We start from the raw sequence: 17,936 nt of genomic DNA, 5'->3' as shown, positions 1-17,936 counted from the left end.
GTTATGGATCACAGCACAAGCACTGGCATTTTTTCACATCGGACGCAATGACATGGCGGCCGATGCGAGCATGGCCATCGAAGCTTATCGGGGCCTTGGTGGGCTGGCGTCCCTGGCAGAGGACTGGTCGCATCTTGCGGCACAGCTTGCGCGTCCGCGCATTTGTCATGGCCAGGGATGGTGGCGTGCCTATCTCGAAACCCTCGAGCCCGACCCGGACTCCCTTCATTTTTTCCTGTTTCGCGACGCTCTGGGACCAGTCGCAATCCTTCCAATGCAGTACCGGGTCGTGCGCTGGATGGGACTGCCCCGGCGTGAGTTGGCCTTTCCCGAGCATGCGCACCTGCCTTTCCACGACATGCTATTGAGGCCTGGCGCGGATTTGCCGGCACTGCTGCAAGGCTTGCGTTCAAGCCTGGGGCGCGGGCAGATGCCGGACTGGGACCTGATGCGCTTTGGTCCGGTTCTCGCCGAATCGCCGCTGGCCGGACTCGATGAGGAGCAGTTCGAAATCAAGGCGCTGTCTCCGTGCGCCTATTTCGTGTGCGAGCCGCCCTTTGAGCGGATGGTCAAGGGTTTCTCGAAAAATTTCCAGGCGAACCTGAAGAAGGCCCACAACCGCTGGGCCAAGGTTCATGGCGCAAGGTATTTTTCGACGGTCGAGACCGACGAGGTGGAGCGCGGCTTCTCCGAGTTCCTGCGTATCGAAGCGGCCGGATGGAAGGGGCTTGCCGGCAGCGGTACCGCCATCGCCCTCGATCCCTCGCTCGAAGCGTTCTATCACAGGCTGATCATGGAATTCGCGCCGAATCGCCGGGTCCGCCTGAATTGCCTGGCGATCGACGGGCAGGTTATCGCGGCGCATTTCTGCCTGATTGAGGGGGACACGCTCTACCTTCTCAAGATGGCCTATGACGAGCAGCACGCGCATCTCAGCCCCGGGAATGTCCTGCTCGATCATGTGCTGCGAGACGGTGTGGAACAAGGGGGCTTCCGCTACCTCAATCTTGTGGCCGACATGGAATGGCACAGCGACTGGTTGCCGGCGCATTACGAAGTGCGCAGGATCCGCAGCTTCAACAGCACGCCGGTGGGGCGCCTGAGCCGCCTGAAGAGCACCGGGAAGTCGCGCCTGAAGCCGCTGTACCACGCCATGAGGGCGGCGCTGATGCGGGCCGATGTTCCGGGCCCGGGGCAGGCCGATGGATTTAAAACCAGGACCCGGTCCGGGTGACCGAATTCGAGGGAGGACATCATGAAGGCCACGCCGCCTGTCGCCATTGTCGGTGCCGGTCCGTTCGGACTGTCGACGGCCGCGCATATGTCAGGAGAGGAGACTGCATGCCGGGTGATCGGCAGTGCGATGCACAGTTGGCGCAACAACATGCCCAAAGGAATGCTGCTGAAGTCCGCCGGCTTTGCGTCCAATCTCCATGAGCCAAGTGGAAGCTTCACGCTTGCGCAATTCTGCCGGGAGCACGACCTTCCCTACGACGACCTTGGAGTGGGCATCCCGATCGAGACCTTCATCGCCTATGGCGAGGCGTTCCAGAGGCGCTTCGTCCCGCAACTGGAGGACGAGCAGCTGGCGATGCTTTCGCCCTGCCGCGACGGCTTCAATTTGCAAATGCAGAACGGGACATCGTTCGATGCGCGGGCAGTGATCCTGACGGTCGGACTGGACTATTTTCGCCATGTCCCATCGCAGTTGTCCGGGCTGCCTGCGCACTTGCATTCCCACAGTGCCGATCATTCCGACCTGGGCAGCTTCCGCGGCAAGGACGTGGCTGTCCTGGGCAGTGGCGCATCCGCTATCGACACCGCAGTCCTGCTGCACGAATCGGGCGCCAGAGTCAGCTTGATCGCACGCAAGGACTACTTGAATTTCGGCAGCGTCTGGGGCGGGCCGGGACGGTCGTGGCTGGACCGGATACGCTGGCCGCTGTCCCCGATCGGTCCCGGCTGGTATCAATACGTCTTTTCCGGAATGCCCTGGGCCTATCGCCATCTGCCTGATGGCTATCGCGTCCGGACCGCCAAGGCTTTGCTCGGCCCTTCCGGCGGTTGGTGCATGAAGGAACGCGCCGCGTCGCTATCCCTGTGTCTTGGATATGCGCTGACAGCGGCGCAAGCCGATGGGGGGCGTGTGTGTCTGCGGCTGCGTGGCCCGGATGGAAGCGAGCGCAGGCTGGAGGCTGACCATGTGATTGCGGCCACGGGATACGAGCCGGATGTGCGCCGCCTGCCTTTCCTCGGCCCGGAACTGCTGGACCAACTGCAGCTGGTCGGCAAGATGCCACGGCTGTCAGCGAACTTCGAATCTTCCGTACCTGGCCTGTACTTCGCCGGCCCGATCGCCGCCAGCACATTCGGACCTGTGATGCGCTTCGCCGCCGGCGCCCGCTTTGCCTCGCGCACGCTGTCCCGGCATCTGAGACCCGCCGGCATGCTGCAGCGGGGGCAGAATGGCTTTGCCTAGAAAATTCGTGGTGCTTGGAACGACCCGGGAACTTGTGACCCAGGTCCTGCTTGCCCTGCACGCCGACGCTGAAGCCGACTGTATCGCTGTTTGTGCACCGTCCTCCGATGCCTGGCCCCGAACCTTTTCCACGCTGGCGACCGGCATGCTGGAGGCGGATTTCGCCGGCAGGGACGACGGCCTTGTGATCGCCTACGTCAACCGGCTGGCGGCAGCGTCGCCGGACCTGGTGGTCATCCCCGCCGATTGCGATGGATCGCGATTGATCAACAGGCTATGTGGGGAGAAAAATGCGCAACTGAATGAGCAGATGAGTGCGCAGCCGGATGAGCGCCTGGCTGCGCGGGTAGCGCCCACGCCCGACGCTTCGATGCTGGACTGTTTCGACGACAAGTGGCGATTCCACCAGTTCTGCATCGAGCACGGCTTCAATGTGCCGTCGGCTCTGCTGTTGCGTTCCAAGCGCGAGCTCGACTTCGCATTGATAGCCGCCGAACTCGGCCTGCCGTTCGTGGTGAAGCCCACCAACACCCAGGCGTCCAGGGGCGTGCATGTCATCGCGGACCGCGAGGACTGGGGCCGCACAATCCTCGACAATCCCGAGTACCGGTTTGCGCCCCTGATTGTCCAGCGCCATGTACCGGGTGTCGATCTCGGCGTGAACCTGCTGGCTATTCGCGGCGACGTCAGAGCGCTTGCCGTTCAGCGCCGTGATCCGCCACAACATGCCGATTCCAGGATCAACTTTATCGAGAATGCCTGGCTGCAAGACTTGGCCTGCGCACTGTGCCGGGCCAGCGGATATCACGGCGTGATGAACATCGATTGCCGCGTGGAAGAGGGAACCGGCAAGATCTACCTGTTCGAATCCAACCCTCGCTACTGGCGCAGCCTGTCAGCGTCGGTGTGGTGCGGACTCAATTTCGTGGCCGAGAGCCTGGGGCCGCCGGCAGCCCTCGACAAGAATCACATCCTGGCCGCGGGCAGCGCCGACACTTTCTACCATCCGCTGTTTCGCCCTGCGCTCTGGCCGCAGGCGCTGTTCGGCCGCGTCGCGCATCGCCGCCGGATGGTGCGCTGGATGATGCGCGACATGGACACGCTGGGCGAGCAGTTGCGTGCGCGCGCCGAGTGGTACTGGAGCAAGCTGCTGCGCCCGATCCGGCTGCCGACGGCGCCGCCGCCTTCAGCTCGGCGACGCGACAGTGCTTGATACCGGGTAATACGCGGGAAATGTCGCCGCCAGCGAGCGAGTCTCCGGCAAGATGTAGACGATGCCATTGGTGCCGGTGAACGCCGGATTGACCACTTTGTTGTAAAAGCCCACCGGGACATTGATGCAGCCGTAGGAAATACGATTGTCCTGCGTCGATGGCGTTGCCAGGCGTTGCGCTCGCTGCTCGCGCGCGGAGCCGGCAACCACCCGATGCAGCGAAAGCGCGGAATCGTAGTCGACCCAGAGGATTTCCACGCCGTGCAGGTTGCGGTCGAGTGCCGCCACAAAACGTCCTGCCGGCGTAGTACGTTCTTCAGGTCGAATTGTGGCGAGCGGCCGGTTGCCGATGTCCGGCACCGAATCGTCACCACGGGCCAGGCCCAACAATGCGGCAGCCGCGCCGCGCAGTCTTCCATCGGCGGCGAACACGAACACCCTGGCATCGGCCTTGTCGATGACAATGAAGGGCATGCCTTGATTGTCTCGCGAATCGACTACCCAATCGGCGAATTGCCTGGCCTCGGCCGATGCGCCTTCTTGTCCGAACCATGCCCTGGCCTGCACTGGAGCCGGTAATGCTTGCTGTTTCTGTCCAGAGTCTGCACTGACCAGGGATGGACTCGCCGTGCTGGCCGCAATGCTTGCGGCCAGGGCCGGAGCCGGACCGATTCCGGCCGCCATCATCGCGAGGAAAATCGCGAGGAAAAATCCCCCGCAAATGCGCGCTGCGAGCAAAGGCTTGTCCGGCCCGGCTGGCGGATTGTGGCTGCTCATCATGTTATTTGAGGCCTTGATCTGCGTTTGACAATGCGCGACGGGCCGGTCGATTTTCATCCCGGTTAGCCGCCGCGCATTGCCGCCGCCCGTTGTCAGTTACGGTCTTGTTTAGGGACCCGGCGCAAGGGCGCGACTGGTGCGAGTGGCTGCGCTACAGGTACTGGTGCCACGAATGGCTTGGCCGCTGACTCGCGAACCGGCGCCACAATCGGTGCTGCTACAGGCGTAGGATCAGGTGCCGAGACTTGTGCCAATCGCAGTGGCGGCACATTCAACCCACCGTTGCTCACGTCCAGCAAACCGAAGCGGCCGGCTGATCCCAGGGGTGTCGAGGTCCCGGTATCGCTGTCTCCCGGACTGGTCGTGCTCGGACTGGTTGTTCCGGGCAGCGTGTCGGTTGGCAGGTCCGGTGGCGTTGCGTCCGGCGGGGTGGAACCCGGCGGCGTCGATCCCGGCAGGGTGACTACGGCCAGCGCAGGAGTCACCGACAGATTGCCGTTGACATAGTTGATCGCATAGTTGGACGTGGCGAAAGTGCCGCCGGTGGCGTTGCTGGGTGTGATTGCATAGGCGGGCCCGGGTGGTGCCGTCGCCACGGTGCCTGGGCTGGTCTCGGTGACGCCGCCCACGGTTTCGCCATTCACCAGTCCGGTGGAGGTGAAGGCCGAAGTGGCGAAGGTGGCCACTGTGCCAAATACCTTGGTGGCGTCATTGGCGGTAATCGTCAGCGGCGCCTGGGTGATATTGCCGGTCGTCGTGCCGTCGCCCACGATGCCGTTGGTCGGCGTGTAGAGAGCAAACCTGGCGGCATTCGCGCCGGCCAGCGTATAGCCGGTGTAGATGATCGGCTTGGCATTGCCAACGTCTTTGGTATTGAAGTTCGCCGTGCCGGCATTCAGGGTGACGTCGCCGCCCGTGGTCGGATCGCCCTTGAGCCCGAGTGTTGCTGCCGTGTTGCCGTCGTAGACCTTGTTATTCCCTTGCGCAAATACCCAGGCCCTGGCGTCGAGCGCGCCATTCACCTTGGCCGTGTAGCCGGCTATTTCAGCGGCGGTAGCAGCATAGTTGGCCGGATTGAAGCGGATCACGGTCGTGGGTGCACTGACACTGCCCAGTCCAAGGAAGCTTACCGTGCCGGCCGCGGCGCCAGGGCCGGTGCCGTCATTGTCGGCGCGCAATGTCACCACGCCGGTGTCGGCCGATAGGGCATTGTTGACCACCACGTTGTTGCCGGCGCGCAGGTTCATGCTGCCGCCGCCGTTGGTGGTCACCGTCGCAACCTTGAGGTCGCGTCCCGCGGTGATGTCAACCAGGGTCCCGGCCTGGCTGGCGGTGATGGTGCCATCGGCCAGCACATCGTTGACAGCGGTAATCCGGATCACTGAATTGAGTCCGCTCGCGGTGATCGCTTCCAGCGCGGCAAGCGTGACATCGTTGCCGGCGATAAGCACCACGCCGGAACCTGCGGTGCTGGCAGTGATCGTCTTGTTCACCTTGACGTCATGTCCCGCATTCAGCGTCAGCGTTTGTGCCGTGCTCCACGTGACAGCGTCATTGACCAGGATGTCGTTGGTGGCGACGATCAGACGATTTGACGTCGCCAGGCTGATTGCAACCGCCGCCGGGGTCTCGTCGCCGCCAAGCGTTGCAATCGTGTAGTCGGGCGGGTCAAGCAGCCACAGGCCGGTTGTGCCGTTCGGCGCCAGCGTATTCACGTTGGATCCGTCAGCGATCACGACCCGTTGGCCGGAGGTCTCAATGAAGCCGCCGTCGCCGGAAATTGCGCCGCCACGGGCGCTTAGCCGGGCCGCGGTGGAGGTCGTGCCGTCGGACCAGACGGCGATGCGCCCGCCATTGCCGGCGCCGATCGCATCTGCATTCACCAGCGTCGCGCTGTCCAGCGTGGTGCTTTGCGAATTCTGCTGCGGGCCAGCCCCGTAAAAGTTTCCGCCTACCAGGACGGTGCCGCCGCCAGCGTCACCCGAGACATTGATTGTCGCCCCTGAAAGCGTGACCGACTGGCCGAGGATCTCGACCGTGCCGCCGGTCTGTCCGGCGCCGGTGCCGGATGCATTCAAGGTGCCGCCGACAGTGACCGTGCCGCCTTGCGGATCGCCGCTCAACCGGATGGTGCCGTTGCGATTTTCAAGCGTCTGCGCTTCGATGATGCCGGTATTGTTGACGGCACTGGCGAGCAAGCCGCTGGCCGTGCGGGCCGACATCACGACTTCGCCGCCGTTGGCGCGCAGCATGCCGCCGTTCTGCACCAGCGCATTGACCGCGCCTTCGCTGATCATCACGTTCAACAATCCATCGCCGGCCATGTCCAGTGTCATGGCATTGCCTGCGGCCAGCGCAACCGTGCCGAGATTGGCCGAGACCAGCCCCATGTTGGTGACGTTTGCGCCCAGCAGGGCGACGTAGCCGCCGCCGTTGGCGACAATGCTGCCCTGGTTCAGGATCGAGGCAGTGCTGTTGCCGCTGAAGACGTAGTTGCGTGCCATGAAGTTGCTGTCGCTGATGTTCAGCGTCGAAGCAACCAGGCTGCCGACACTGACCGATGCGCCTTGCCCGAACAGGATACCGTTCGGGTTGACCAGGAACACCTTGCCGTTGCCGGACAGGCTGCCCATGATGCTGGAGGGATTTGCATCCATCACGCGGTTAAGCGCGACCGAGCTGGCCGACGGCTGGACAAACTGGACCGACTGGCCCTGGCCGATGTTGAAGCTCTGCCAGTTGATCACGGCGTTGGCGGTAGTCTGCGTAATGGTGGTGCTGTTGGCGCTGCCGGCAATGGTCGCGCCACCGGCGGCCACCACGCCGCCTGCAGGCAGGGCGTAGACGTTGGCGCCAAACGCCAGCACCAGCGAACCGGCAAGCGCTTTCAATGCGAATGCGCATTTTGCTGCTGGACCGGACGAAACCGGCGAGGCTTTCTTGCCAGCGCTACTGGCGAGTTCCGACACGGCGACAAAAGTCCCGGACTTGGCATTCCAGAGTGATCGGTAGATGTGGTTCATTTGTTTGCTCCTGAATTCTTTGATTGGCGTTCAAGCCGGGATTTTGTTCTGGTGCCGGGTTCAGAAGAACTTGATGGCCTGGATCCAGAAACGGCCCGATTCATCGGGTGCCGAGATCGCGGTCTCGCTGCCCAGCTTGCGGGCGTAATAAGCCTTCACGATCAGGTTGTCGTTGCCAGTCCAGTTGACACCTATGCCGGCGCCGCTGAGGGTCCTGCTGTTGCTGCCTGCAGCCCACGGGCTCTTGTTGGTGGTAACAGTCCCGGTGTCGACGAAGGCGATCAGGTCCACTTTGCCGGGCAGTTTCTCGGCGCTGGTGGTCAAGCGCTTACGGAGTTCCAGGTTCAGCAAATAGCCCTGGTCCGCATAGGCCTCGCCCTGCGGGAAGGCACGCACCCCATACATTCCGCCCAAGCCCATTTTTTCCGACACGTCGAGATTTTTCGACGCGATCTGGCCGCTCAACGCAGCGTGCAGCGAGACGGTCGGTACGATCGCCTGCGCCCGCGTTACGCCGAAGCTCAGCTTGTTGTAATGGCCATTAGTCTGTGCGGTGGCAGCATCGGCAGCGGCAACGCCGGGGGTGACAATGTCGAGATTGCCGGTGGCAAGCGTGACTGAATATCCGGTCACTCCGCCGAAATTCCGGTCGCGATGATCGCCGTACAGGCTTGCCATCAATACCCGGGCCTTCTTGTCGGTCACGGAAGAAGTCGAATCGACCTTGTCCTGGAAAGTGCGGTCGTCAAACGCGAGTTGCGCATAGAGATTCGAGTTGCGTGAGCGGATCAGCGGATAAGTGCCAAAGACGCTGGCGATTTTTGCCGTGCCATGCGCTCGCAGGCTGGCAAACTCGCGTCCAAGCTCATAGTCGAGATAGCTGTAGGCGACGCCGGCCCTGGCTTTGCCGAGTTGCAGTTGGTATGAAGCGCGCGCGTAGTTCAATCCGCTGCCGGAAGTCAGCACCCGCACACTGGCGACGTCGCCATTGCCGGTCGGATTATTCAGGTTGACCGTCGCGCCCAGGCGATATTCGCCGGTGTAACGGTTGCCTGCGTTGTCGGCATCCACGCTGCCGGTGACGCTTTTGCCAGGTGTCAGGTCGACCAGCAGATCGGAGGTGCCGACATCGGAACCCGGGGCCAGGGTCGATTTCACGTTCACGCCAGGCACATCCGATAGCAAGAGCAGCCGGGTTTCAAGCGGATCGGACATCACCGGGTCGCCGCTGTTCAGGCCGCCCAGCAAATTATTGGCGATCCGGTCGGAAAGTCGGGTCTTGTTGTTGAGCGAGACCTTGCCGTACTGTCCGTCGAGCACGGCGATTTCGACGATGCCGTCCTTGATGTCCTGCGGCGGCAGATAGGCCTGGGCGATGAAGTAACCATTGGCACGGTAGTAGTCCGAAATTCGGGTTGCCATGCCGCGCAGTTCGGCCAGTGTGAGCTGGGTGCCGGGTTTGAAGCCGGTCACGGCCAGCAGTTGGCTTTCTGAATAGGCTTTGGCGCCGGTCACGCGCAAGGCGTTGACCATGATCCTGGCGCTGTCAGGAGCAGCAATCCCTGGGGCGGCGCCGCGATCAAGCTGAATCTGGGGAGCAGGACGTTCCTGCGCCGGCGCCGGCGGAATCTGCTGCATCTGGCCGCCTGAAGTCGGCGGCTGCTGTGCAAATGCGCCTTGGGTCAAGGCCAGCAGTGCGAATGGGAGGAATTTATTATTTATCACGGAGCGCCTTGATTGAGCGAAAGGGGAATGACTGATGCCATATTGCCGGGCAGGAACCATGTTGTCGGGGCGCTAGCACACATAGCGCGGGTCGAACTCAGGCTGCGCACAGCGAGCATTGATCATCAGGGGGCGGGTGGTCGGACGCGGGGGCAGAAAGCGTGAAAGCGGTGCCTGCAACGCAATGCCGGTAGCGCTGAATACGGCGGGGACAATCCAGGTTGGGTTCGCGCGGTGCTCTCGCTATTCCGGGATGGTCTGGCAGGCGTCTGGTTGCCGCTGCCGTAGTGCGAGTTCGGGTGCCATGCGTGGATTGCCCGACGAGGCGGGAAACCGCCTGACCCCCGCATTCAGGAATAGTTGCAGGTGCACCAGCGACTGCGTTCAATTCGCTGGGATACGTAAGAAACGTTCAACTCACAGCCAATAGCCAAGAGCATTTGCTGCCCACTCCCGCAGACGGTCGGAAATCGGCCGCGCTTGCCACGTTTGCAGCGTGATTTCCTGCGAGTCGCGCAGGTCTTCCGCAAACGCGTTCTCCATCTCGCGGCCGAACGACTCGCCGAGGATCACGACATTGAGCTCGCTGTTGTGCAGGAAACTGCGCAGGTCGATATTGCTGGATCCGACTGTCGACCAGGTGCCGTCGATCACGGCGGTCTTTGCATGCAGTACCGCGACTTTCAGCTGATAGATCCTGACGCCGGCCGCCAGCAGTTGTTCGTATGCGGCCCGCCCGGCATAAAACACCAGGCTGCTGTCGGTAACGCCTGGCAGGATCAGCTTGACGTCGACACCGCGGCGCGCGGCCGCAGTCAGCGACTCGATGGTCTGCAAATCCGGCACGAAATAGGCCGCGGTCAGGTGAATCGACTTTTCCGCACTTTGTATTGCCAGCGCATAAGCCTTGAAGATTTCATGATCGCCGCCCGGCTCGCTTGCCAGGATCCTCACGATCTTGTCGCCGGCAGCAGGCAAAGGGGGAAAGAAATGCGCTGCAGGCAGTTCGCCGGCCTCCTGTTGCGTCCACGACTTCAGGAATGTCCACTGCAGGGCGGCTACCGCCGGACCTTCGATCTTGATGTGGGTATCGCGCCAGCCGACGTCCGCATCGGCTTTGGCGCCGGAGCGAAACAGCGAACTCTTGGCGTAGGTCGCGCTGATGTTGACGCCGCCGGTAAAGGCCTGCGTGCCATCGACAATCAATATCTTCCGGTGATCCCGATTGTTCACCCGCCATTTGCCTGATCCCGCCGCAGGATTGACCGGATTGAAGGCGATGAGCCGGATGCCCGCCTGCCGCATCCGCTCGAAAAAAGCCTCTGGCGTGCCGAGCGTGCCAACGCTGTCATACAGGACGCTGACCGCCACGCCATCCTTCTGCTTCTCGATCAGCAACTCGGCAAAGCGCAGGCCCATCTCGTCCTGGTCGAAAATATAGGTTTCAAGATGAATATGGTTTGTTGCTGACGCGATCGCAGTCATCATCGCGGCCATCGTTCTTGGGCCGTCGAACAACAGGGTGATCTTGTTCCCGGCGATCAGTGGCACGCCTGTGGCGGCTTCTTCCAACGCGGCCTGGGTCTTGAGATCGATCGCCGCCCGGGCCCATCGCTTGCTGAGCAGCGCATCGGCTTTTGCATCCGACAGGACGCCCTTTGCATTGGACACCGTCGGTGCCGCCCTGGGCGTGAGCGTCTGGTCCAGCATCCGGGCGTTTGGCAGGACTGCGCACGAAGACAGGAGTCCGACGAGCCCGGCCATTCGCAAACACCGATGCATAAGCATCCAATGGAGGAGTCGGCCGGTCTTGATGATGATGTCGATTTTGCTCTTCCGGAAAATGGCCCGGCAGGGGGCGTGCACTGCGAGCCCCTGGCCAAGCCCGACGGCTGTTATTTCGACGCGACTTGCTGGCTACCGGTGACGCTCACTTCGACGCGGCGATCGGGTTGCAGGCAGGCGATCAGCGCCTTGCTCTTCGGGCCCTTGCAATCCTTGGTAGTCGGCTGGGTTTCGCCGACGCCGGCTGCCGTGATCTTGCTCCCTTGCACACCCTGAGCCACCAGATACGTCATCACGGTGTTTGCGCGGCGCTCTGACAGTTTCTGGTTGTATTCAGGGGTGCCCAGGCGGTCTGTATGGCCGGTCACGGCGATGTTCGTGTAGGTGACGCCAGCGAGGTCGGCAGTTAACTGGTCCAGGCCTTTTTTGCCGGCGGGCTTCAACACCGACTTGTCGAAATCGAACAATTCCTCGGCACTGAATGTGACCTTCCGTATCTCCCTGCTGGCAGAAACCGGCGCAGCGGCGGCAGGAGCTGCTGCCATGGGCGCTGCTGCCATCACGATGGGGGCGACAGGCGCCGCTGCTGCTGCGATCGGGGCGTCGCAATCGACGGCGGAGCTGGCCTCGGTCCAGCTGGTGGTGTGCCAGCAGAGTCCGAATCCGCTCTTCACGACGGTGCCGGGGTAGTTCGTCAGATAGTCCGGATTGGTGGCCTGGGCCGACGCCATCATTGGCGTGAATGCGGTGAAGCTGAGGGCCGCGACGATTGCGGTGTGCAGAAGCTGGTTGCGTGTGCGTGACATTTTTTTTCCTGAGTTAATGACGCATTCGCTACCGCAGCTTTGCGTCGATGTCCGAAGACTACGCAGCAAGTCGCGCCGTGTATGTGAGGTAACGTACCAAGCGACGAAATAAAAAATCAGCAGGGCGTTCGCCAGGCAGCCGTCGGCCGGTCCGGCTGCGTGGCGGCTCATTCCCCGAGCAACTCGGCGATCGGCATCATCATCTGCAAGTGCTCCGAAACCACCCGCACCATCACGATGATGGGAACGCCCAGCAGAAGGCCCCAGACGCCCCATAGCCAGCCCCAGAAAAGCAATCCGATAAAGACTGCCGCCGGATTCATCTTTGCCATGCGCCCTGTCATCCAGGTCGTGATGAATGTGCCCACCAGGGTGGCCACCGCGAGCGAGATTCCCGATACCAGCAGCGTTTGCGATAGCGACCCGAACTGGATGAAGGCGCTCAGTCCGGTTGCCGAGGCGACAATGATCGAGCCGAAATAGGGGATGATGTGCAGCCACCCGGCCGCCACCGCCCACGCCCCCGCGTTTTCCAGCCCTGCCCAGCGAAAGGCCACCCACAGCAGAAGGGACAGCAGCATATTGGTCACCAGCAGCATGAACATGTAGTTCTGGATCGATTTGTTGATGTCGTCGAGGATGCGGACCGTGATCTTCTTCGAGGACAGCAAGGGCGTGATCTTCACCAGCTTGCGCTTGAAGCTATCGCCCGACAGCAGCAGGAAAAACACGAGGAAGACGACCATCGTCGCCTGGCCCGCGAACTCGAGCGCCCCCAGCGATCCGGCCCATAGCCAGTCCCGCAAGCTGAACTGCGTGGCGGCCGGCGCCACCGGTGCCGCCGATACTGCCGCCCTGGATCCGGAGCGCGTTGCAGGCGCGGCAGTCGTGCCGTTGGTTGCCCTCTCGATTTCGGTGGCCGCCGCCTGCATCTGCTCGATCGTACTTGGCTGGCCGTCGTCATTTGCAACAATCGCTTTCGAGATCTGGTGCGCCGCATTGGGCAGGCTGACCAGGATCGACTGGAATTCCTCCCTGAGCGAATGGGCGACCACGCCGGCGCCCCCGATCAGGCTAGTCAGCACGATGGCGGTCCCGAGGATCCGCGGAATCCGCAGGCGCTCAAGCCATACCACGACCGGATTCAATGTGTAAGCGACCACGATACTGAACACGAGCGGGATGAAGAAGCGCTGACCCCATTGCAAGGCAAACACGACTGCAATCGATGCCATGATCCCCAGCGCGACACTGCGCGCAATGACAGGGATGCCGGAAAAAGATGTCTCCGGCAACGGGGCGCCGGGCTCTGGTGGCGGCATGGGTTGTGGATCGACCAGCTGCTTTGCTACGTCGCCGGACGCGGTACCGCGCTCCTGGATTTGTGCGCTCATTTATATGTTTCCTCTTGGTGAGCGGCGGTGCGCTCGGATTCAGGTCAGGTGTCTGGTGTGGCACCAGCGGGACGCATTTTCGTTTGCGTCAAACCACAAGTGCTGCAGGTATATGCCAGGTAGCCGGGGGGGTCTGTTCGGTGTCGCGCACAGCGGCGAGTCGACAACAATCCCTTATGTGCGCTATGGAACAGAAGCAACGGTATGAAGGTGGGATAACAGCATCCTGCAGTCCAACAAGTCAGGAGAACCACCATGAAAACATATCGCCGTATTGCCGCCGGCCTCATTGCCGGCGCAGCCCTGGCCCTCGCAGTCGTGCCAGCCGTCGCCGCTTCCATCGATGTCAACGTGGTCCTGCCCGGCGCGGTCGTGTATTCGCCCTCCATGCCGCGTCCGGCTTACATCGATCCGCGCTATGAAGCCGATTGGCGCGAGCGGCAGTTGCGTGCGCAGGCCTGGCGCGAGAGCCCGCACAACCACGGACAAGTGGTCAGCGCGGCAGCTCATCAGCGCAACGACGCACGCAAAGCCAATAAACATGCAAAGAAAGACCATGGACATGGAAATGGAAATGGAAATGGAAATGGAAATGGAAATGGCCATGGCGAAGGTAAAGGCAACGGCAAGCATGGCCGCTAGGCCATGGCGTTGACGCATGACGCAGCCATTCATGATCCTGGCATTCCGGTACTCCAAGCCCGGATGACGGGATCGACCGCAACTGATTTTTACAAGGAGATTTTCATCAAAACCTACCGCAAGCTACTCGTCGGGCTGTTCGCCCTCATACCGCTGCTCTCACTGGCGCTCACGGCCACTGAAGCAAGCGCCCAGCTTTACAACAGCAGTGCCAGCGTGCTGCGGATCGACGGCTTCAGTGTCGATGAAATACCGGTCCTCAGGGCCGGGTCGGAACTCGGTTTCAACATTTACGGTACGCCCGGCGCAACAGCCACCCTGCATATAGCCGGGGCGCAGCGCGGACTGACGCTCAATGAGGTGGACGCCGGCGTCTACGAGGGCACGTATGCCATTGGCAGCCGCGACAAGATCACTGCAAACAGTCCGGTCACGGCCAATCTCCGGCTGGGCAACCAAGTGGTCAGCGCCGTGCTCAGCGAGTCCCTGCAAAAGGGCGTCGGATACCATCCTGAAAAGTCGTCCAGCGACTTCCCCCGGATCTCGCGCTTCGATGTCAATCCGAGTGCCGAACTGAGCCGTGGCAACCAGCTGGCGTTCACACTGACCGGAACACCGGGCGGCAAAGCGAATGTCATGATCAAGGGCATGAAAGGAAAGTTCCTGTTGCAGGAAATGCGCAGCGGCGAGTACACCGGCGTCTACACGATCAAGCCGCGTGACCGGATCACGTCAGACAGCGTGGTGTCCGCCAACTTGCGTGTAGGTGACAGGATCGTCACAGGAAAGCTCAACAAGTCGCTGCAAAGCAATGCCCCAACCGCCTACCGTTCAGCACCGATCTGCGTTGCCTGCGGCACGGTCGAAGCGGTCAATGCCATCGAGACCAAAGGTGAGGGCGGTTATCTGGGCACGATTGGCGGCGGTGTGGTCGGTGCCTTGCTGGGCAACCAGGTCGGCAGCGGTAACGGCCGGACGGCTGCGACCATAGCCGGTGCCTTGGGTGGCGCCTATGCTGGTCGCGCCATTGAAGGCAACACCAAGAAGAATGTCCACTACGAAGTGCAGGTCCGCCTGCAAAACGGTGGCCAGCAAACGATCTCGTTCGCCTCTGACCCCGGCTACAAGGTCGGCGACAAGGTGAAGGTACAGGACGGCGGGCTGGTGCGCGACGTCTGAGCCATGCAGCAGAAGTGACGGGCCCTCGGCCCCGTCTACCTGAATCCAGGTAGTCGGGGCCGATTAGCATCCGCTGCAGCAAGCCGGAGGTGGCAGCAACAGGCGGCGCAACAGGTAGCGCAACAGGTAGCGCAACAGAAGGCAGCGACAGGAGGAAGCATTGATGCGGCCACGTGAGGGAAAACGCTTTGCGTTGCTACGGCAAGGGGTTTTCCCCGGGGTGCGACATCTGAAACATGCAGTAGCATCGGCTGGCCTGGCCTGGCCTGGCCGGTCCTGGCCTTTTCTCCGGCTCATCCGGGTCCTGTTGAGCCGGGCCGATTTACATCGGCGATCCGCATCCGCCACAGCAGACCGCAGGTGGCAATATCGATGTGGCAGCACAAACGAAAACGCCTTGCGCTGTTGCGGCAAGGCGTTTTCGTTTGTGCGTCGTTCCGGCAGGCCTCACCCCATGGGGCGTGATCTGCTGGAACTACCGGGTCAGGCGTTGGATTTGACGACACCGTCGACGATACGCACCCGCTCGCCTGGACGCCATTCCGGCACGGCAGTCTGTTGCACGGTGCGCAGCGAGCCATCGTTAAGGCGGACGGCGATTTCATAGCCCTGGGTCGTCTTAACCCTGCCTTCGATCTGGTTGCCGGCCACCGCGCCGCCGATTGCGCCAACCACGGTCATCACGTCCTGCCCGCGACCGCCACCGACCTGGTTGCCAAGCAGGCCGCCGACCACTGCGCCGCCAGCGGCGCCCAGGCCCGAACCTTCGCCCCGCGTGCTGAATTGGCGGATCGACTCGACCACGCCGCAATTGGCGCACAAGGCGGTTGCCGGTATGGTTGCCGCGTGGGTGGATTGCGTCGTCCCCTCGATCTGGCGGGCGGGTGTTGCAGATGCCTGCTGGGTGCTACGTGCTGCGCTGGACTTTACCGGTGCCGACGCTGCCACTGGTGTTGGCGGAACGGCGTCCTTTCCGCCTGTCGGCAAAGGAATCCAGCCCATGATGGCAGCGGTGCCAACCGCGCAGAACAGGACAACGGCAACACCCGCGGCAATAATTGCGGGATGGGTACTTGGCTTTTGCGGAGTTCCGAGGGAGGGTTCCATGAGATACCTTTTTGAAGTTGTTGTCTGGCGGCTGGCCAGTTGGTGTCGATCCGACAGGGGGTGTTGGCAAGAGAGGGCATCGTGCTTCTCGTTTGATGAGCCATAGTCCTTCTTTACGGCGATATCGACCGTTCGGTACCGCGCATAGGGACAGCTATTGCATGCATCAAGCGAAAAAAGGGGACTCCCGTCCGGGAGTCCCCTTCCACGGGATGGCCGGGAGGCCATCCGGGCTTTACTTGACCTGGTTGCCGATCACGCCACCTGCGGCCGCACCCAAGACCGTGCCAACCGTGCTGCCACCTGTCAGGACCGCGCCGGCGACAGCGCCAGCTCCGGCGCCAACCGCAGTGTGCTTGTCCTGGGTCGACATGCCGGCACAACCGGACAGGGCGATTGCCACGACGAGTGCCGACGCGGCCGATGCGAATTTTTTGATATTTTTCATTTTGTACTCTCTCTCAAATTGAGCGTTGGCTTCCGTGGACAGTTCGTCCTGGAACCGGCAAAGGATTTACTTGATGCGAATGTCGTTCTTGACCGATTTCACACCCTTGACCGCGCTGGTAACGTTGGTTGCCGTGTTGATGTTGTCGTAAGAACGTACGAATCCGCTCAGCTGCACGATGCCCTTGAAGGTTTCGACGTTGATTTCGCTGACCTTCAATGTCGGTTCGTTGAAGATGGCGGCTTTCACGCTGGTGGTGATGACGGTGTCGTCCACGTATTGGCCAGCGCTTTCCTGCTGGGGGCCGGAGGCGCAACCCGCCAAAGCGGTCAACATGAGGGCGGCGACCAGGGCGGAGAGGATCTTGAAGTTTTTCATTTTGTATTCCTGTGTGAGTTTGGATGGGACGACTCAAGATAAGGCGCTTGCCGGGTCCCGTATGTGCGCCACCGCCCATAACTGGCATTTCGTGCGCATTTCGGAAAATTTTTCCGTGACCTGGTTCTCTCGCGCTTTTCGGTACTGTGTTACCGTCTGCCGGCGAGATAGCCTTGGCTGTCCATTTCAGGCACCGCAACTCATTGGCACAGGACCGTAACCATATTCATGTCGCACGATCCGAACCAGAATCATCTCCTCGCTGCGTTGCTCGACGCTGAATTCGACCGCCTGGCGCCTGACCTCGAACTGATTCCGATGCTGCTGGGGGATGTGCTCTACGAGTCCGGCGGAAAACTCCAGTACGTGTATTTCCCGACCACGGCAATCGTCTCGCTCCACTATGAGCTGGAGAACGGCGGCTCCTCGGAAATTGCCGGCGTCGGCAATGAGGGCGTGCTCGGCATTTCGCTCTTCATGGGCGGCGATACCACGCCAAGCCGCGCCATCGTCCAGACCGGCGGTCATGGCTACCGGCTACGCGCGCAGGTCCTGATGGATGAATTCAACCGGGCCGGACCGGTAATGCGCCTGTTGCTGCGCTACACCCAGGCGTTGATTACGCAAATGTCGCAAACAGCCGTGTGCAACCGTCACCACTCGGTTGAACAGCAGTTATGCCGCTGGCTGCTGCTGACGCTGGATCGCTTGCCGTCCAATGAACTGACGATTACACAACAGCTGATCGCCAACATGTTGGGCGTGCGGCGCGAAGGCGTGACCGAAGCCGCTGGCAAATTGCAGGCCAGCGGACTGATCCGTTATCGCCGCGGCCATATCACGGTGCTGAATCGGGCCGGGCTGGAGCGCCAGGTCTGCGAATGCTACGAAGTGGTGAAGAAAGAATTTGCGCGCCTGCTCTCAGACGTTCGCCGGCGCCAGGGCAGCGCTGCCACAAGCAAGGCGAACTGATCCGC

15 protein-coding genes are annotated in these 17,936 nt (G+C 61.8%); 6 read left to right on the top strand and 9 right to left on the bottom strand.

The window, feature by feature from the left end; all coding sequences use genetic code 11:
* The first annotated feature begins 70 nt into the window (after nt 1-70).
* Genes FVE66_RS18515 through FVE66_RS18505 form a run of 3 tightly spaced genes read left to right on the top strand, consistent with a single transcriptional unit; the run spans nt 71 to nt 3,692 of the window.
* Nucleotides 71-1,234, top strand: a complete 1,164-nt coding sequence (locus FVE66_RS18515) for a GNAT family N-acetyltransferase (protein WP_161993340.1) — start codon at nt 71-73, stop codon at nt 1,232-1,234.
* Between the two features lie 21 nt (nt 1,235-1,255).
* Entirely contained in the window at nt 1,256-2,479 is a 1,224-nt protein-coding gene (locus FVE66_RS18510; protein WP_151448948.1) for an NAD(P)-binding domain-containing protein, read from the top strand.
* Nucleotides 2,466-3,692 carry an ATP-grasp domain-containing protein gene (locus FVE66_RS18505; protein ID WP_151448947.1) on the top strand — a complete coding sequence of 409 codons (1,227 nt, stop codon included), beginning with the start codon at nt 2,466-2,468 and terminating at the stop codon, nt 3,690-3,692. The genes FVE66_RS18510 and FVE66_RS18505 overlap by 14 nt, the downstream gene beginning before the upstream one ends.
* Here FVE66_RS18505 and FVE66_RS18500 read toward each other — a convergent pair.
* From FVE66_RS18500 to FVE66_RS18475, 6 genes are all read right to left on the bottom strand, one after another.
* On the bottom strand, nt 3,666-4,472 hold the full coding sequence (locus FVE66_RS18500; RefSeq protein WP_241673280.1) for a hypothetical protein: 807 nt from the start codon (nt 4,470-4,472) through the stop codon (nt 3,666-3,668). The genes FVE66_RS18505 and FVE66_RS18500 overlap by 27 nt on opposite strands.
* A gap of 92 nt (nt 4,473-4,564) precedes the next feature.
* On the bottom strand, nt 4,565-7,495 hold the full coding sequence (locus FVE66_RS18495; protein WP_151449020.1) for a two-partner secretion domain-containing protein: 2,931 nt from the start codon (nt 7,493-7,495) through the stop codon (nt 4,565-4,567).
* Nucleotides 7,496-7,555: 60 nt separating this feature from the next.
* Complete coding sequence (locus FVE66_RS18490) at nt 7,556-9,220, bottom strand: ShlB/FhaC/HecB family hemolysin secretion/activation protein (protein ID WP_241673279.1); 1,665 nt, start codon at nt 9,218-9,220, stop codon at nt 7,556-7,558.
* Between the two features lie 417 nt (nt 9,221-9,637).
* Nucleotides 9,638-10,984 carry a cardiolipin synthase gene (gene cls, locus FVE66_RS18485; protein ID WP_241673278.1) on the bottom strand — a complete coding sequence of 449 codons (1,347 nt, stop codon included), beginning with the start codon at nt 10,982-10,984 and terminating at the stop codon, nt 9,638-9,640.
* A 131-nt stretch (nt 10,985-11,115) separates the two neighbouring features.
* Complete coding sequence (locus FVE66_RS18480) at nt 11,116-11,811, bottom strand: OmpA family protein (protein ID WP_151448944.1); 696 nt, start codon at nt 11,809-11,811, stop codon at nt 11,116-11,118.
* 167 nt (nt 11,812-11,978) lie between these two features.
* A complete protein-coding gene (locus FVE66_RS18475) occupies nt 11,979-13,205 on the bottom strand; it encodes an AI-2E family transporter (protein WP_241673277.1) in 1,227 nt (408 codons plus the stop codon).
* Between the two features lie 255 nt (nt 13,206-13,460).
* On the opposite strand from FVE66_RS18475, the gene FVE66_RS18470 reads away from it, so the two are divergent.
* Together FVE66_RS18470 and FVE66_RS18465 are read left to right on the top strand one after the other, a co-directional pair.
* Nucleotides 13,461-13,847 carry a hypothetical protein gene (locus FVE66_RS18470; protein ID WP_151448943.1) on the top strand — a complete coding sequence of 129 codons (387 nt, stop codon included), beginning with the start codon at nt 13,461-13,463 and terminating at the stop codon, nt 13,845-13,847.
* A 63-nt stretch (nt 13,848-13,910) separates the two neighbouring features.
* Nucleotides 13,911-15,026, top strand: coding sequence for a glycine zipper 2TM domain-containing protein (locus FVE66_RS18465; RefSeq protein ID WP_161993339.1), 1,116 nt, complete (start codon nt 13,911-13,913; stop codon nt 15,024-15,026).
* A gap of 483 nt (nt 15,027-15,509) precedes the next feature.
* On the opposite strand, the gene FVE66_RS18460 is transcribed toward FVE66_RS18465, so the two are convergent.
* From FVE66_RS18460 to FVE66_RS18450, 3 genes are all read right to left on the bottom strand, one after another.
* Nucleotides 15,510-16,133 (bottom strand): outer membrane lipoprotein, encoded by a 624-nt coding sequence (locus FVE66_RS18460; RefSeq protein WP_151448941.1) that lies wholly within the window; start codon nt 16,131-16,133, stop codon nt 15,510-15,512.
* A gap of 235 nt (nt 16,134-16,368) precedes the next feature.
* Entirely contained in the window at nt 16,369-16,581 is a 213-nt protein-coding gene (locus tag FVE66_RS18455) for a glycine zipper 2TM domain-containing protein (protein WP_151448940.1), read from the bottom strand.
* Nucleotides 16,582-16,647: 66 nt separating this feature from the next.
* A complete protein-coding gene (locus tag FVE66_RS18450; RefSeq protein ID WP_151448939.1) occupies nt 16,648-16,959 on the bottom strand; it encodes a BON domain-containing protein in 312 nt (103 codons plus the stop codon).
* A gap of 228 nt (nt 16,960-17,187) precedes the next feature.
* Between FVE66_RS18450 and FVE66_RS18445 the strand changes: the two genes are divergently transcribed.
* Complete coding sequence (locus FVE66_RS18445; protein ID WP_151448938.1) at nt 17,188-17,931, top strand: Crp/Fnr family transcriptional regulator; 744 nt, start codon at nt 17,188-17,190, stop codon at nt 17,929-17,931.
* Nucleotides 17,932-17,936 lie beyond the last annotated feature (5 nt).

It is taken from the genome of Lacisediminimonas profundi (assembly GCF_008831265.1).
GTDB classification, from domain to species: Bacteria; Pseudomonadota; Gammaproteobacteria; order Burkholderiales; family Burkholderiaceae_D; genus Lacisediminimonas; species Lacisediminimonas profundi.
The sequence above is the reverse complement of the archived record's forward strand: the minus strand, read 5'-3'. Positions and strand labels throughout refer to the sequence as shown.

Coding starts and splice junctions, on each gene's coding strand:
- FVE66_RS18515 (WP_161993340.1), top strand. CDS start 71: ATGGCCATCGAAGCTTATCGGGGCCTTGGTGGGCTGGCGTCCCTGGCA.
- FVE66_RS18510 (WP_151448948.1), top strand. CDS start 1,256: ATGAAGGCCACGCCGCCTGTCGCCATTGTCGGTGCCGGTCCGTTCGGA.
- FVE66_RS18505 (WP_151448947.1), top strand. CDS start 2,466: ATGGCTTTGCCTAGAAAATTCGTGGTGCTTGGAACGACCCGGGAACTT.
- FVE66_RS18500 (WP_241673280.1), bottom strand. CDS start 4,472: ATGATGAGCAGCCACAATCCGCCAGCCGGGCCGGACAAGCCTTTGCTC.
- FVE66_RS18495 (WP_151449020.1), bottom strand. CDS start 7,495: ATGAACCACATCTACCGATCACTCTGGAATGCCAAGTCCGGGACTTTT.
- cls (WP_241673278.1), bottom strand. CDS start 10,984: ATGGCCGGGCTCGTCGGACTCCTGTCTTCGTGCGCAGTCCTGCCAAAC.
- FVE66_RS18480 (WP_151448944.1), bottom strand. CDS start 11,811: ATGTCACGCACACGCAACCAGCTTCTGCACACCGCAATCGTCGCGGCC.
- FVE66_RS18475 (WP_241673277.1), bottom strand. CDS start 13,205: ATGAGCGCACAAATCCAGGAGCGCGGTACCGCGTCCGGCGACGTAGCA.
- FVE66_RS18470 (WP_151448943.1), top strand. CDS start 13,461: ATGAAAACATATCGCCGTATTGCCGCCGGCCTCATTGCCGGCGCAGCC.
- FVE66_RS18465 (WP_161993339.1), top strand. CDS start 13,911: ATGACGGGATCGACCGCAACTGATTTTTACAAGGAGATTTTCATCAAA.
- FVE66_RS18460 (WP_151448941.1), bottom strand. CDS start 16,133: ATGGAACCCTCCCTCGGAACTCCGCAAAAGCCAAGTACCCATCCCGCA.
- FVE66_RS18455 (WP_151448940.1), bottom strand. CDS start 16,581: ATGAAAAATATCAAAAAATTCGCATCGGCCGCGTCGGCACTCGTCGTG.
- FVE66_RS18450 (WP_151448939.1), bottom strand. CDS start 16,959: ATGAAAAACTTCAAGATCCTCTCCGCCCTGGTCGCCGCCCTCATGTTG.
- FVE66_RS18445 (WP_151448938.1), top strand. CDS start 17,188: ATGTCGCACGATCCGAACCAGAATCATCTCCTCGCTGCGTTGCTCGAC.